The 13972-nt window shown below is 38.8% G+C and carries 16 protein-coding genes; 9 read left to right on the forward strand and 7 right to left on the reverse strand.

What is annotated here, in order from left to right; translation table 11 throughout:
* The first annotated feature begins 12 nt into the window (after positions 1-12).
* The 6 genes from LC419_RS20500 to LC419_RS20525 all read left to right on the forward strand — a co-directional run bounded on the left by LC419_RS20500 (position 13) and on the right by LC419_RS20525 (position 5362).
* Entirely contained in the window at positions 13-897 is an 885-nt protein-coding gene (locus LC419_RS20500; RefSeq protein ID WP_223609091.1) for a bifunctional 5,10-methylenetetrahydrofolate dehydrogenase/5,10-methenyltetrahydrofolate cyclohydrolase, read from the forward strand.
* A 7-nt stretch (positions 898-904) separates the two neighbouring features.
* Entirely contained in the window at positions 905-1534 is a 630-nt protein-coding gene (locus tag LC419_RS20505; RefSeq protein WP_223609092.1) for a 7-carboxy-7-deazaguanine synthase QueE, read from the forward strand.
* Positions 1535-1709: 175 nt separating this feature from the next.
* Positions 1710-3080: an exopolysaccharide biosynthesis polyprenyl glycosylphosphotransferase gene (locus tag LC419_RS20510; RefSeq protein WP_223609093.1), complete on the forward strand. Its 1371-nt coding sequence runs from the start codon at positions 1710-1712 to the stop codon at positions 3078-3080.
* A 116-nt stretch (positions 3081-3196) separates the two neighbouring features.
* Complete coding sequence (locus LC419_RS20515; RefSeq protein ID WP_034726905.1) at positions 3197-3949, forward strand: ABC transporter permease; 753 nt, start codon at positions 3197-3199, stop codon at positions 3947-3949.
* Positions 3949-4764, forward strand: coding sequence for an ABC transporter ATP-binding protein (locus LC419_RS20520; RefSeq protein ID WP_223609094.1), 816 nt, complete (start codon positions 3949-3951; stop codon positions 4762-4764). Before LC419_RS20515 ends, LC419_RS20520 begins: the two co-directional genes overlap by 1 nt.
* The gene (locus LC419_RS20525) at positions 4748-5362 is read left to right on the forward strand and encodes an outer membrane beta-barrel protein (RefSeq protein WP_223609095.1); all 615 of its coding nucleotides are present in this window, start codon (positions 4748-4750) and stop codon (positions 5360-5362) included. Before LC419_RS20520 ends, LC419_RS20525 begins: the two co-directional genes overlap by 17 nt.
* A 35-nt stretch (positions 5363-5397) precedes the next feature.
* On the opposite strand, the gene LC419_RS20530 is transcribed toward LC419_RS20525, so the two are convergent.
* Both LC419_RS20530 and LC419_RS20535 read right to left on the reverse strand, forming a co-directional pair.
* A complete protein-coding gene (locus tag LC419_RS20530) occupies positions 5398-5709 on the reverse strand; it encodes a hypothetical protein (protein ID WP_034726902.1) in 312 nt (103 codons plus the stop codon).
* 81 nt (positions 5710-5790) lie between these two features.
* A complete protein-coding gene (locus LC419_RS20535) occupies positions 5791-6597 on the reverse strand; it encodes a M48 family metallopeptidase (protein ID WP_223609096.1) in 807 nt (268 codons plus the stop codon).
* 106 nt (positions 6598-6703) lie between these two features.
* Here LC419_RS20535 and LC419_RS20540 point away from each other — a divergent pair, with 106 nt between their 5' ends.
* Positions 6704-7255 carry a DUF4251 domain-containing protein gene (locus LC419_RS20540; RefSeq protein WP_223609097.1) on the forward strand — a complete coding sequence of 184 codons (552 nt, stop codon included), beginning with the start codon at positions 6704-6706 and terminating at the stop codon, positions 7253-7255.
* Here LC419_RS20540 and meaB read toward each other — a convergent pair.
* Positions 7252-8235, reverse strand: coding sequence for a methylmalonyl Co-A mutase-associated GTPase MeaB (meaB, locus tag LC419_RS20545; RefSeq protein ID WP_223609098.1), 984 nt, complete (start codon positions 8233-8235; stop codon positions 7252-7254). The two genes, LC419_RS20540 and meaB, sit on opposite strands and share 4 nt — an antisense overlap.
* Before the next feature lie 140 nt (positions 8236-8375).
* On the opposite strand from meaB, the gene LC419_RS20550 reads away from it, so the two are divergent.
* Both LC419_RS20550 and LC419_RS20555 read left to right on the forward strand, forming a co-directional pair.
* Complete coding sequence (locus tag LC419_RS20550) at positions 8376-8666, forward strand: cytochrome C (protein WP_223609099.1); 291 nt, start codon at positions 8376-8378, stop codon at positions 8664-8666.
* A gap of 21 nt (positions 8667-8687) precedes the next feature.
* Entirely contained in the window at positions 8688-8975 is a 288-nt protein-coding gene (locus tag LC419_RS20555; RefSeq protein ID WP_223609100.1) for a cytochrome C, read from the forward strand.
* Between the two features lie 66 nt (positions 8976-9041).
* Here LC419_RS20555 and LC419_RS20560 read toward each other — a convergent pair whose 3' ends face one another.
* The 4 genes from LC419_RS20560 to prfH all read right to left on the reverse strand — a co-directional run bounded on the left by LC419_RS20560 (position 9042) and on the right by prfH (position 13972).
* A complete protein-coding gene (locus LC419_RS20560; RefSeq protein WP_223609101.1) occupies positions 9042-10040 on the reverse strand; it encodes an enolase C-terminal domain-like protein in 999 nt (332 codons plus the stop codon).
* 65 nt (positions 10041-10105) lie between these two features.
* Entirely contained in the window at positions 10106-12706 is a 2601-nt protein-coding gene (locus tag LC419_RS20565; RefSeq protein ID WP_223609102.1) for a T9SS-dependent M36 family metallopeptidase, read from the reverse strand.
* Positions 12707-12786: 80 nt separating this feature from the next.
* Entirely contained in the window at positions 12787-13287 is a 501-nt protein-coding gene (locus LC419_RS20570; protein ID WP_223609103.1) for a tetratricopeptide repeat protein, read from the reverse strand.
* Positions 13274-13972, reverse strand: coding sequence for a peptide chain release factor H (gene prfH, locus LC419_RS20575; RefSeq protein WP_223609104.1), 699 nt, complete (start codon positions 13970-13972; stop codon positions 13274-13276). Before prfH ends, LC419_RS20570 begins: the two co-directional genes overlap by 14 nt.

Here is a 13972-nt window from a genome sequence, read left to right on the forward strand (position 1 = left end):
AAAAAAGTAAAAATGGCAGAAATTCTTGACGGACTTAAAGTATCCAAAGAAATAAAAGCGGAGATCAAGGTTGAAGTGGAAAAGATCCTTGAAAGCAAGAAAAGAGCACCGCACCTGGTAGCGATTCTTGTAGGAAACAACGGAGCGAGCAAGGCGTATGTAAACAGTAAAGTAAAAGACTGTGAGGAAGTTGGATTCCGTTCTACGCTTGTAAAATTCCCAAGTACGGTTTCTGAATCTGAACTATTGGAAAAAATCGATGAGCTGAATAAATCTAAGTCTGTGGACGGTTTTATCGTACAGCTTCCTTTACCGGACCAGATCGATCAGGAAAAAATCATTATGGCTATTGATCCAAGAAAAGATGTGGATGGTTTCCACCCTGAAAATTTTGGAAAAATGGCTTTGGAAATGGACACTTTCCTTCCTGCCACTCCTTTCGGGATTCTGACATTATTGGAAAGATATAATATTGAAACCAAAGGAAAAGACTGTGTGATCATCGGAAGAAGTAAGATCGTAGGAAGACCTATGAGCATCCTGATGGGAAGAAAAGATTTCCCGGGTAACTCTACCGTAACTCTGACCCACTCTTATACAAAAGACATCGAAGAATATACAAAAAAGGCTGATATCGTTATTACAGCTTTAGGTGATCCTCATTTCTTAAAAGGAGATATGATCAAAGATGGCGCTGTAATCGTGGATGTGGGTATCACTAGAGTAGATGATGATTCTCCAAAAGGATATTACCTTGCCGGTGACGTAGATTTTGACAGCTGTGCAGCCAAAGCAGGCTGGATCACGCCGGTACCGGGAGGTGTAGGCCCAATGACCAGAGCCATGCTGATGAAGAACACCATCATCGCATACAAAACTTCGGTCTATAACGACTAATTTTAAAATGAATAAAGAAGAAGATATTTTATTAAAAGAAGGTAAAATGCTCCCTGTGATGGAGCATTTTTACACTATTCAGGGAGAAGGTGCACATACCGGAAAAGCAGCTTACTTTATCAGACTGGGAGGTTGCGATGTTGGCTGCCACTGGTGTGACGTGAAAGAAAGTTGGGATCCTACACTGCATCCCTTGATGAATGCTGAAGAAATTGCAGAAACTGCCGCGAAACACTGTAGAATTGTTGTGTTGACCGGTGGCGAACCATTAATGTGGAATTTAGATATTTTGACTTCTAAATTAAAAGAATTAGGCTGCACTATACATATTGAAACTTCAGGAGCATATCCTTTGAGCGGACAAATCGACTGGATTACCCTTTCACCAAAGAAAACCGGGCTTCCGAAAGAAGAAATTTATGCTAAAGCTCACGAACTTAAAATGATTATTTTTAATAATAATGATTTTAAATTTGCTGACGAACAAGCGGCAAAAGTTTCTGAAAGCTGCAGGTTATATCTTCAGAGCGAATGGAGCAAACGTAATGAAATGTATCCAAAGATCACAGATTTCATTCTGGCTCATCCGGAATGGCAGGCTTCAGTTCAGACTCATAAATATTTGAATATCCCATAAAGATCACTTAGATTCTACAGAGCAAATTTGAATAAGATTATTTTTTATCCTTATGACTTGTTTTCTTCATGAAGTATCAAAGTAGTAGGACGAAAATTGATAATATTCATCGAATATGAGATATACCATAAAAAATATGTACCTTAGCTCTTCGTATCCGTTTAAACACCGATAGATGCAGAGAATTCGATACTCTAGATACCTGAAATCGATTATTATTTTGCTTGACCTTATGGTTATTGCATCTATCTTTATATTCTTTTTTATAAGCAGGAATGAAAACTTAAGATACCATAGAGAAACATGGTATGAAAATATTTTTTCTTTGATTCTACTGTTTTTGTTCTGGATGCTTCTGAGTGGCAGGACAAAAATTTATAACATTCAGAGGAATCTTACGTATACTTTGTTTTTGGAACGTCTTCTGATTCATTTCCTGTTTTTTATACTGGGAGTTCTCCTCATCGGAAGGGTCAGCAAAAATGTGTTTTTCAATTCGGATATTTACTGGCTCTCATTTTACCTGTTTTTCTTTATTTTCCTTGCAAAATCGGTCATCTATTTTACCATCAAATATTTCCGTTCACTGGGGATCAATTACAGAAACGTAATGTTCCTGGGAGAAACGGGTTCTACCGAGATCTTAAGGAATATATTTAAAGACAGAAAGGATTACGGGTACCGAATATTCGAATACGAAAGTATCACCATCGAGTCCAATGAACTTGTCAGTTTCTGGAAAAAGAACGGAATCCATACCCTATTTTTATCCACCGAAAATCTGTTCAATGAAGATATAGAAAGAGAAATCTTCAAGCTGGCGGAAGACAATAAAGTTCATGTTTCCCTAATTCCGAGTATTACGCAAAGTGATTTCTTCCTTTATGATCTTGGGTATATCCAGACACAGCCGGTTCTCAGCCAGGCAAAATATCCTCTAGACTTTTATTCCAATTACCTCGTAAAAAGGACTTTCGATATTGCATTTTCAATATCAATATTACTATTTATCTGCTCGTGGTTATTTCCCATTATTGCCCTTCTCATCAAAGCAACGTCCAAAGGCCCTGTTTTTTTTATACAGAAGCGATACGGTTTCCATGAGGAAGTGTTTTCATGCCTGAAATTCAGGACGATGATCGTGAATGATGAATCGGCGACGAAAACTACGGAAGAAAATGATTCAAGAATTACAACAATCGGGAAATTTCTCAGAAAAACCAGTCTTGATGAGCTCCCACAGTTTATCAACGTTCTGAAAGGAGAAATGTCTATTGTAGGTCCCCGTCCACATATGCTGGCCGTAGACAATTATTATAAACCAAAGATCGGAAGATACAGCTTAAGAAGTATGGTTTCTCCCGGTATCACAGGTCTTGCCCAGGTAAGCGGACTTCGTGGAGATTACGGAGATGTGGAAGTGGAAATGAAAAAGAGAATCCTTGCCGATACTTTTTATGTAAGGAACTGGAGCTTTGTTCTGGATCTGGTCATTGTTTTAAAGACCGTTTTACTGGTGATCGGAGGAGATAAAAACGCAAAATAAATCAAACAAAAGATTAAGATTACAATTGAGGAATCATATTTGCTTCTAAGGTTAAATATACTTTAGGCCTTCAACCGGGCCTTACTTAATTAAATAAAAAAGTCTAATTTAGCAGCATGTTAAAAAAGTTTTTTACAGCAGTAGGAGAATACATTATCCTTCTAGGTAAATCCTTGCAGAAACCTCAGAAAATGAGGGTTTTTTGGAAGCTGTTCATGAGAGAAATTAATGATCTCGGCGTCAATTCTTTTGGGCTTGTGATCTTCACTTCTATATTTGTGGGAGCTGTAGTCGCTATCCAGATGTTCAACAACTTTGATTCGTCCTCTTTTCCTATCCCGCCATCATTCGTGGGATATGCTACGAAAGCCGTTTTGGTTCTGGAATTTTCCCCAACCATTATCAGTCTTATCCTGGCCGGTAAAGTAGGATCATATATTGCATCCAGTATAGGAACCATGAGGGTTTCTGAACAGATCGATGCCCTGGACATCATGGGGGTGAACTCGCCAAACTTCCTGATATTACCTAAAATTTGTGCCTGTGTTATTTTCAATCCTCTCCTTATTGCCATCAGTATCGTTTTCGGTATCGGCGGCGGACATCTGGCAGGTATGCTGACCGGAAACTGGACTGAAAACGACTATATCGTAGGGATTCAGATGTATATGCCCAATTTATTCGTGTATTATGCATTTGTAAAAACTACTGTATTTGCCTTTATTATTGCTACAGTTCCTTCCTATTTCGGATATAACGTAAAAGGAGGATCGCTGGAAGTAGGTAGAGCCAGTACACAGGCCGTAGTATGGACAATGGTATTTATTATCATTTCCGAATTAATTTTAACCCAATTAATATTAAGCTGATGATTGAGGTAAAAGATCTTAAGAAGAGTTTTGGTGATGTTGAAGTACTTAAGGGAATTTCAACTTCCTTCGACAAAGGAAAGGTGAACCTGATCATCGGGCAGAGCGGCTCGGGGAAAACTGTATTCCTGAAAAGCCTGCTGAATGTATACCAGCCTTCATCGGGAGAGATCCTTTTTGACGGGAATGATATCAATACGATGACCAGAGATCAGAAACAGCACCTGCGTTCAGAAATCGGAACCGTATTCCAGGGCAGTGCGCTTTTTGACTCGTTAACGGTGGAAGAAAATATCATGTTTCCGCTGGATATGTTTACCAACCTTACTTTCCGTGAAAAAAAGAAAAGGGTTTTTGAAGTCATAGGAAGGGTACATCTTGATAAAGCCGGCAGAAAATTTCCATCCGAGATCTCGGGAGGAATGCAGAAACGTGTGGCCATCGCAAGAGCTATTGTCAATAACCCTAAGTATCTGTTCTGTGATGAACCGAACTCCGGACTTGACCCTTACACTTCCAATATTATCGATGACCTTCTCCTGGAAATCACCAAAGAATATAATACTACAACCATCATCAATACACACGACATGAACTCTGTGATGACGATCGGGGAGAAAATTGTATACCTGAGATTGGGAATCAAAGAATGGGAAGGGAACAAAGACGTTCTGATCACGGCAGGCAATAAAAATCTTATTGACTTCGTTTATTCTTCAGAACTGTTTAAAGAACTGAGAGAATATTTACTTGAAAATAATAAAACGATTGAAAATACAATCACTAAAATAGACGATAATGAAAAAGGTACTTAGTATAGCGTTAATCGGGTTTTCAATGTTCGCTTCTGCACAGATTTCACTGGCAGCAAAAGCTAACTTAATATTCCCGACGGGCTCTCCTTCATGGAAAAACATTAAAGGAACAGTGAATGACGCCATTGAGGGAACAGGAAAGAACAATGCAGGTTTCAACGCGGGTCTTTCATTAAAAGTTAAACTTCCGGGTTCATTCTATGTAATGCCGGAATTATTCTACACCCATTTCAAAAATGAATTCACTACGGAGAATACTACTTTTGATGTGAAAAGCAACCGTTTAGATATGCCTGTTCTTTTAGGACATAATGTTTTGGGAGATATGCTTGGAGTTTTCGTAGGACCAGTGGCCAGCTATAATTTAAGTAAGGACAATACCTACAACGATTTTAAGGAAAATGTTAAAAACAATTTCACGGTAGGATATCAGTTCGGAGCACAGCTTGAAATCAAGAAACTGCTTATCAATGCCAGATATGAAGGGTCATTCAGCAAAGACGAAAGAAATTTCATCAATAAGGTTTCCGGATCGGAGATCAGATATGACAACAGACCTAACCTGTTCTTAGTAGGTATAGGCTATAAGTTTAAATAATTCGAAAATAACATCTATAAAAAAACCTCAAATATTTAAATTTGAGGGTTTTGATTTTGTCGCTGAAGTTCTGCTTCACGTTGGGCAATTTCTGCCGCCTGCTTTTCCAGTTCTTCTTTGTCTTTTTGTAATTGTTTGAATTCTTTTCTTTTTTCTTCAGCTTTCAGCGCACTTCCTTTGCTTACATATCCTACCATTCCGCCGATAATAAGACCTATTCCTACGCCTGCCATCACACCCATCATGTGAGAGATGGTAATTCCACCTACCGTAAAATCAGTAGTCAGATAAAAAAGCAGTGCCGAAACGGCCAGCAGGATAAGTCCGGTAATTGATAAACTTTTCATAAATATTGTGTTTAGTGGTTGGTATTAAAAAAAAGCCTTACCCAATTTAGTGAAAATTAAATAAGGCTCTACAAGATTAAATTATATTTTTCCTCCAGCAGCCTTATAATATTCCAGGGCTTTCGGAAGATCTCTATTGATGTCTGATATCCTGCTTTCAGGATTCGGGTGGGTAGACAGGAATTCCGGTTGTCTGGCTCCTGAAGATGCTCCTTCCATTCTGTTCCAGAAAGGAACGGCTTCTCTTGGATCATATCCTGCCATAGACATCAAATACAGTCCCATCTGGTCTGCCTCTGATTCCTGGTTTCTTCCGTATTTCAACAGCGCTACCTGAGACCCGATCGGATATACTTTCTGGAAAATCCCAGCCCACTGTGAGTTGGAAATCGTTCCACCCAAGATTGAACCTCCGTATTGTGCTACCATAGCTTGTGAAATTCTCTCATTTCCGTGTCCTGCCAAGGCATGTGAAACTTCGTGCCCCATTACAACTGCAAGACCGTTGTCATTTTTCGTAACCGGAAGGATTCCTGTGTAAACTGCCACTTTTCCGCCAGGCATACACCATGCATTCAGTTCATTGCTCTGGATAAGATTAAATTCCCAGCTGTAATTCGCAAGGTCTGCTGATCTGCCGATGCTCTGATAGTATCTCTCCGCTGCACTTTTTATTCTGTTTCCTACACTTACTATTTTTTTAGCGTCGGCAGTTCCTGAAATAATCTTGGATTTAGACAATGTCGTTTTATATTCCTGAGCAGACATCGTCAGGATCTCAGAGTTATTTGCAATCTGTAATGAAGATCTTCCCGTGATCGGGTTGGTCGTACAAGCTGCAATTGACAGGGCAACTGCTCCTATTCCTAATAGATGTGTAAATTTCATAGTTCGTGTATTAATAATTCAACATTTACAATTTTTATTCCAAAACGGTTGAGAAGGAATATATTTGCATACATTTTGCTATTTAAATTTAACAATTAATATGGTTATGAAAAAGTATATTTCACTTATATTTATTTTTGGATTTCTTTTTTTCTTTCAGAGCTGTTCATCACAGGGCTCATTAGATTCCAAAACAGTAGATGCACTGGTAAATTCTCAGGAGCTTACTTTCTATGCACAGCGCGCCAATCCTACCAACTATGACGTGATCAACGTTATGAATTCAATGCCGAATTCTACATCCACAAGGATGTTGGAACTTAATGGAGATTACACCATTACCCTTACCAAAAACAATCTGGAGGTAGTGCTTCCTTATTTCGGAAGATTATTCAATCCTACTTTCGGAAATACAGATAAAAACAGTTACAGATTCACATCAAAGGATTTCAAGATTGAAAAATCCCAGAATAAAAAAGGAAAGTGGACTTTAAAGATTAAACCTAACGATGTAAGTAATGTTGATGAAATTAATCTGGAAGTCTTTAAAAACGGAAAAGCATTCGTTTCCGTAAGAAGTAGTGACAGACAACCGATCACTTATGATGGTTATGTTTCAAAAAACGAGGAAAAAGCTAAAGAAAAGGAAAAACCTTAGTCTTTAGACAGAAACTTTTCAACAAATATTTTTGCTTCAGTACTGGGATTGGAAACCATTTCTGAAGCATTTTTTTTGTGCTGTACATAGGCCTCTTCCACAGAGCTGCTTCTTTTCATCATAGCCAGAATATATTCCTGAACCCAGTATTCAAATCGTTTTTCTGCCTGCTGGGTACGGACTTCATTAAAACGTCCGGCTTTCATTTTCAGATCAATGAATTCATAGATCTTGCTATAAACCTCATCAAGGCCTTCATTGTAAAGTGCAGAGCCCAATAAAACAGGAATTTTCCATCCTTTTTCTTTGGGAGGAATAAAATCCAGCGCCCGTTTCAGTTCGAGTCTCGTATTTTTTGCTTTCTGCAGATTGTCCTGGTCTACTTTATTGATAAAAATAACATCTACCATTTCCATAATGCCCCGTTTGATACCCTGTAACTCATCTCCTCCTCCAATAATCTTAAGGAATAAAAACACGTCGGTAATATCTGACACCAGCACTTCAGACTGCCCTACTCCAACTGTTTCGATCAGAATATAATCATATCCCGCGGCTTCGCAGATCATCATGGTTTCAAAGGTGGTATTGGCCACCCCACCGAGAAATCCTGAACTTGGGGAAGGGCGAATAAAAGCATTCTCCTCCTTGGCCAATTCTTCCATTCTGGTCTTATCCCCTAAAATACTTCCTTTATTGATTGAAGAACTGGGATCTATGGCCAGAACTGCCACTTTCTTCCCATTAGCAATCACTAATCGTCCAAAATTTTCAATGAAAGTAGATTTCCCTGCCCCCGGCACTCCTGTGATTCCTACTCTGACGGAATTTCCTGTAAAAGGCATAATCTGCTTCAGAAGTTCTTCAGCCTGGGTCCTGTGCTCGGCTTTTTTACTTTCAACTAATGTAATAGCTTTTCCGATCAGACGTTTACTTCCTGACTGTATTCCTTCGATTAGTTCTTCTGTAGAAAATTTCATTGATTCAAAAATATAAAAATAACCTTCAAACTCCCATACAAACAGGCATTAATTTTATTTCTTCTAAATTAAAACTAGAGCTTGCATCATCAACAGGAGGGGGAAATTCCTACATTTGTTATTCATCAAAATTAAGAAACATGAAAAAAATATCCGCTGCTGCATTTTGTATCAGCCTATTTATGGCTTCCTGTACACCCAAAGCCTCTACGGCCGGACCTATAGGACCAGCCGTTTCCACTGCAGAACAAATAGCACAAGGAAAAACAATCTTTGAAAATGCCTGCGGAAGATGCCACAAACTCCCCGATCCTACAGCACACACCTCTGTACAATGGGTAGGAATCATGAATTCAATGGCGCCGAAAGCGAAACTGACTGACGAGCAACATCAGTGGGTTTACGATTATATTGTTTCTGTGAAAAAATAATCACCAAATCAAAATACGGGTATGAAAAAAATAATCTTAAGTATGGTAGCAGGTACCCTGTTTATGGTATCATGCGGACCCAAAAGTACGGCTGTGACCGGACCGAAGTATACCGCGTCTGAGCAGCTGGTTCAAGGGAAAACTATTTTTGAAAATTCATGCGCCAAATGCCACAAACTTCCTGATCCGGCCAAGCATGATGATCAGGGATGGATCAAAACGTTAAGCAGAATGGCTCCGAAGGCTAAATTAAATGATGAACAGCACCAGATGGTTTATGATTATCTGATTTCTGTGAATAAAAAATAGCGTTAGAGGGGTTTGAGAATAGGAGCGTTTGAGAGTATTGATCTGCAAAAACTTATCATTCATAACTCATAACTCTCTCAAACCGATTCCCAGACCTGGTTTTCCGGACAAGATTATTTTTCCGTTTTCTATAGCATTTCCGGAGGCATAGTCATTGGAGATCAGATTAGCGCCGTCCAGATCGGCAAAATCGGCAAGACCTGCCAGCATACAGCCTGCAGATATACCAACGGTTGATTCTGTCATACATCCGATCATGACCTTATACCCCAGTTCTTTTGCTTTTCTGATCATTTCCAATGCCGGGGTGAGGCCGCCGCACTTCATCAGTTTTATATTGACACTTTTGTAATAAGGCAACAGCTCTTCAAGAGAATCGAGATGCTGACAATCTTCATCAGCCATCCAGTTTGCAGCACTTCTTTTATTAAGTATTTTATAGTTTCCGACCGGCCTTGGCTGTTCCAGATAAGAAAACTGACCTACCATTTCATTTTCCTGAAGCCAAAGACAATCCTGATCTGTAAAACTGGCATTGGAATCGAGGGCAACATGCCGGTTTAACCTCAACAGTTTTTCAATATTTTCTTTATGTAGTCCTTTACATTTTACTTTAAATCTGTTCCAGTGGCTTATTTCTATTTTTCTAATCTGATCATTGATATCCGCTACTGAAATCGTAATTGAACTTTCCACTAAATGCTGGGAAGAAATTGCATTTAATTCGGGAAAGCTCTTATTTTCAAGTTTTCCAAACAAATCCCAATAGGCACAATCTAAAGCAGATAATAAAAACGGATGCAGATTCATTGTCGACAGAAAATTAAAAAATTCTGATGGATGAATGATGGACTGGTTTTCCAGCAACGTCTTTACTTCCTTTAATCTGACAATAAACTTCTTAAGATCAATCTGGTAATAATCTATGGCCACACATTCGCCATAGCCTTTACAGTTTAGATAAGATAATTCCACCAAGAGGGCTTCTCTTTTGTCATAATTTCCGTAGGCAATGGAGAAGGTTTCCTTTAACTGAAGGGTTTTAAGTTCAAAATACAGTTCCATATCTTAAAGCTACAAAAAAAGAGACCACAAGTGATCTCTTTCAATTTATTTATAGCTCAATACATTTATCTTACGATCAGTTTTTCGGTTTGAGCTTTTTCTCCCTGCGTTATACGTACCATGTACACTCCTTTTTGAAGCCCCTTTGTAGAAATTCCTTTTTTAGATTGAGAATCCCTTGCATCAGAAAACACTAATTTTCCGGACATATCAAACATTTTGATCTGAACGTCTTGTGAAGATGTATCTAAATTGCCAACAAAAAATTCATCATACGTTGGATTTGGAAAAACAGTGAACTTATTATCCTCTTTTTTAAGATCCTGAGTGGCTAAAGCAGTGTTACATTCCTGAGGAACAGCAAAACTTTCAACCTGATCATTTGCCGTTGCTTTTACGCCTGCGGATGCATCTACTCCTAATCCTCTTTTGGCAAACGCTTTCCAGATCATACATTTGTCGAGACCTGCATTTCCAACAGCATCGGCCTGAAGGATAGCATCCCTTCCATCGATAAAGGTCGGGCTGCAAGCCTGTAACTTAAGTCCGTCTACCACCAGTTGAAGCGCTTTCGCATTTCCCGAAGTCGTACTTGCAAGTACATCACTGTTATATCCGTATTTTTCTATGTATTTCCACGTAAGATCCCAAAGCATGGTGGCCCATATAAATCCTATAGCGTGTGAACCTGAAACTGTATTTGTATTTCCATAGGTATAATTGTTTAGGGCAAAATCCGGAGAGTATTTCGCAGGTCTGATTCCCAATCCTGTGGTAGGTTCTCCTTTTGCATAAGTTCCCATTCCTCTTGCCAAAGCAGATGTATCACCTGGTCTTGTGGTCAGCATTAAAGCAAAATAATCAGACCAACCTTCTCCCATCTGTTCTGCGCTGTTTGTGGCGGAAAGACAGCTATACCCCTGGCCTGTCAGTCTGTTTGAAATACCGTGTCCGTATTCATGAGCAACGATTCCATTATCCAGACTTGAATGTTTAAAGCCATTAAAATCATTTCCTAAGGTGGCATTGATTGTATTTCCGTTGCCAAGCTCTGTCACCATATACAATCCTTCTGTTTTTCCAATATTAATAGAAGGAATGGTTACCTGTCCTCCTGAAGCTCCTCCTCCCATAGCAATAGGGGTATCGGTAGATGGTCTGTAGACAATAGCTCCCACTGCACCTGCTTTTTGTGCATTCAAAACTTTAAGCCCGTATTCACAGCTTGTGCTTGTAATAACTGCTATTTTACCGGTAAGACTTCCTAACGCAGGTTGAGTACACGCATCTGCAGGTACTGAAACTGCAAGATCCCCAGTCACAGTTTGTCCATCAAACAAAAGACGTCCAAAAGATGCGCTTCCGGTCATCACTTTAGGTCTGCTGACCGCTGTTGCCGGAGTGTTATACTGATATCTTGAAATAGGATCTGCTGCCGTCTGTGTTCTGTCATAGATATACATCTGCATCCTTGGAGCAGCCAGAAAAACCTGTCCGTTAATTGTCGCTTCATATCCTGAGCTGAAATTGGCATTATTCAGACCGCTTCCGTCATAAGCTTCTGCGTTTACGGCATCACCACCCATTCCTAGGTTCGTGAAATTTTTAGTCTGGTAATTTCTTGCAGATTCCGTAAAGCCGAATTTATAGAAAATATCATGCATCTTATTATTCATATAGAATAGATTCGTGATGGCTGCATCTCTGTGTGTGAAGGGGCTTATATACCTTCCTTCATCAAAAGGAAAGTTAAAGTCCAGTGTACTTCCTCCATCCGGTGAATATCCCGGGCTATTGGTGTTGTTCTGGTCGGAATAGGCATATACATTATTTCCTCTTGTATTGGTGTAGCTGTTAACCCCGTCAGAATGCCATCCTTCAGGAGAAAATGTGATATCCCACGGATTATTAAGAAGGGAACGCTGTCCAAATGTAGGTGCTTCTACAGGAAGTGGAAAAACATTATAAGAAGCATTGGTAGGCGCAAACAGACTGTTGTCTGAAAGTTTATTCGATGCCCCTGCAAAAACTACTGTAGCCGGTTCTGATCCTGAAGCCTGTACATCATATGATTCTGATTCATGGTCTGAGTGGCTTTCATGGGTGAAATTACAGTCTAACGTTAAATTGTCTTTAGTAAGAACTTCTCCCGTATCTGCATCAGCAATTATATGCCATACATCTGCTGAGTTTTTATCTGAAACAAATAGCTCTTTTGCCAGCACATACACTCCGTTTTTTTCAAAATATACGTTTGGAAAGTAGTCTACTTTTGATATTTCTTTAATTTCCAGTTTTTGTTGAAGGAGATCATCTGAGAAACTTTCTTTAGCTTTTTTCTGACCAGAAACATTGATATTTCTTTTAAAATCATTTTTTTCAGCGATAATTTTATCTTCTTTGATCATTACTTTACCCAAAGCATTATAGACTCTAAGCCCTGCGTAGGTCTGCTGAACATTAACCACATTTACGCCTAAGCTTTTGGAAGCATCTTCATTGAGAACAATAACCCCGGTTTTATGATCATCCCCATTTTTTTGGGTTAGCTGCCCATTGTTCTTGTAGTAGTTCTGAATAAGTGTGTTTGAATTTTGTGCATTAATTTTGCCAAAAGCAAAGAATACGGCCACTGACACCGGCCATAAAAATAATTTTCTATCCATAAGGTTGTTTTTTTCGCAATAAAGTTATGATTTTTTAACAAAAAAAGATATTTAATCTAAAATTATTAACCAAATAAGATTTATTTTTTATTTTTATTCGTTTTTGTTATTTTATTTTTAACAAATTTAATTCTAGCCTTTAAAAAATCAACCATATTCTTATTATAGCTGTATTTTTTTGCTTCTTTCAAAGGTTCCAAGGCTTTTTTATATTCACCTCTGATCTCCAACAATAACGATTTTTGGATCAGTATCCGTGATTTATCTATTCCTTTGATTTTTAAGGCATAATTGATGAGTTTTTCGGCTTCATCCAGATCTTCATTATCCAGAAGACATTTAATATAATGTAAAGGCGTGTTGAGATTCGCCACATTGCATTGCATGGCTTCTTCAAAATACATTTTCGCTCTTTCATAATCGGTGAGCATTTCGCTGTATATTCTTCCCATCAGGCACAGGCTGTCTGCATCTTCGGGATCGTAGAACAAAGCATAATTCAATGCTTCCAGGCAATCCGGAAGGCTGTATGGATAATTGTCCAGAGCTTCAAAATAATATTTACTTTTAGTTAAGGTCATGTCTGTCGTTTTTTAATTCTTTTTTCAGGATATTTCTCTGTTTTTTAAATGATTTATCCTGATGATTCTTTTTAAAATTTGTTCCTGAAAATGTTCGGACCGGGTTTCCTCTCTGCACCTGCAGATGATTGTTCCAGGTATCCTGCATTCTTTTTTCAAGCTGTTTGATGTAAAGTCCGGTCACTTTTTCTTTCAACCGCATAATGGCCAGCTTTTTATTCTCCAGTTGCGACCGCGAATCCTGTGCAAATACACTTTCTCCGGTGGGTACATGAACTGCCCTGACAGCGGTATTCACTTTATTCACATTCTGGCCGCCGCTTCCCTGACTTCTTGTCGTCTGAAACTGAATATCTCTTTCATTGAAATTGATCTTCTCAAGCCCTTCCAGCTCGAAAACACCAATAAACCAGTTGCTTCTTTTATGGAGTTTCCTGAACGTACTTTTACCAGTCCAGCATATGCTTCCCAACCATGTTTTTAAAAATGCATCTAATTCTTTTGCTTTTAAAAGTAAGGTTACGGACTTCAAGGTCAGGTTTTCATCACCATTCTCTCGGTGAATAATTTCGTAATCTACTGTATTGTTTTTCACTTCCTCAAGGAAGACCTTCAGTACTTTAGCGGTTACCCACTGGCATTCTAAAGGTCCTCTTCCTGAGGTTATTTGTATGAGTTTTTCCAT

The organism is Chryseobacterium sp. OSA05B, assembly GCF_019970065.1.
Lineage (GTDB): Bacteria > Bacteroidota > Bacteroidia > Flavobacteriales > Weeksellaceae > Chryseobacterium.

What these genes read in the sequence shown, in the direction of transcription:
- LC419_RS20500 (WP_223609091.1), top strand. Translation starts at nt 13, where the DNA reads ATGGCAGAAATTCTTGACGGACTTAAAGTATCCAAAGAAATAAAAGCG.
- LC419_RS20505 (WP_223609092.1), top strand. Translation starts at nt 905, where the DNA reads ATGAATAAAGAAGAAGATATTTTATTAAAAGAAGGTAAAATGCTCCCT.
- LC419_RS20510 (WP_223609093.1), top strand. Translation starts at nt 1,710, where the DNA reads ATGCAGAGAATTCGATACTCTAGATACCTGAAATCGATTATTATTTTG.
- LC419_RS20515 (WP_034726905.1), top strand. Translation starts at nt 3,197, where the DNA reads ATGTTAAAAAAGTTTTTTACAGCAGTAGGAGAATACATTATCCTTCTA.
- LC419_RS20520 (WP_223609094.1), top strand. Translation starts at nt 3,949, where the DNA reads ATGATTGAGGTAAAAGATCTTAAGAAGAGTTTTGGTGATGTTGAAGTA.
- LC419_RS20525 (WP_223609095.1), top strand. Translation starts at nt 4,748, where the DNA reads ATGAAAAAGGTACTTAGTATAGCGTTAATCGGGTTTTCAATGTTCGCT.
- LC419_RS20530 (WP_034726902.1), bottom strand. Translation starts at nt 5,709, where the DNA reads ATGAAAAGTTTATCAATTACCGGACTTATCCTGCTGGCCGTTTCGGCA.
- LC419_RS20535 (WP_223609096.1), bottom strand. Translation starts at nt 6,597, where the DNA reads ATGAAATTTACACATCTATTAGGAATAGGAGCAGTTGCCCTGTCAATT.
- LC419_RS20540 (WP_223609097.1), top strand. Translation starts at nt 6,704, where the DNA reads ATGAAAAAGTATATTTCACTTATATTTATTTTTGGATTTCTTTTTTTC.
- meaB (WP_223609098.1), bottom strand. Translation starts at nt 8,235, where the DNA reads ATGAAATTTTCTACAGAAGAACTAATCGAAGGAATACAGTCAGGAAGT.
- LC419_RS20550 (WP_223609099.1), top strand. Translation starts at nt 8,376, where the DNA reads ATGAAAAAAATATCCGCTGCTGCATTTTGTATCAGCCTATTTATGGCT.
- LC419_RS20555 (WP_223609100.1), top strand. Translation starts at nt 8,688, where the DNA reads ATGAAAAAAATAATCTTAAGTATGGTAGCAGGTACCCTGTTTATGGTA.
- LC419_RS20560 (WP_223609101.1), bottom strand. Translation starts at nt 10,040, where the DNA reads ATGGAACTGTATTTTGAACTTAAAACCCTTCAGTTAAAGGAAACCTTC.
- LC419_RS20565 (WP_223609102.1), bottom strand. Translation starts at nt 12,706, where the DNA reads ATGGATAGAAAATTATTTTTATGGCCGGTGTCAGTGGCCGTATTCTTT.
- LC419_RS20570 (WP_223609103.1), bottom strand. Translation starts at nt 13,287, where the DNA reads ATGACCTTAACTAAAAGTAAATATTATTTTGAAGCTCTGGACAATTAT.
- prfH (WP_223609104.1), bottom strand. Translation starts at nt 13,972, where the DNA reads ATGGAAAAACTCATACAAATAACCTCAGGAAGAGGACCTTTAGAATGC.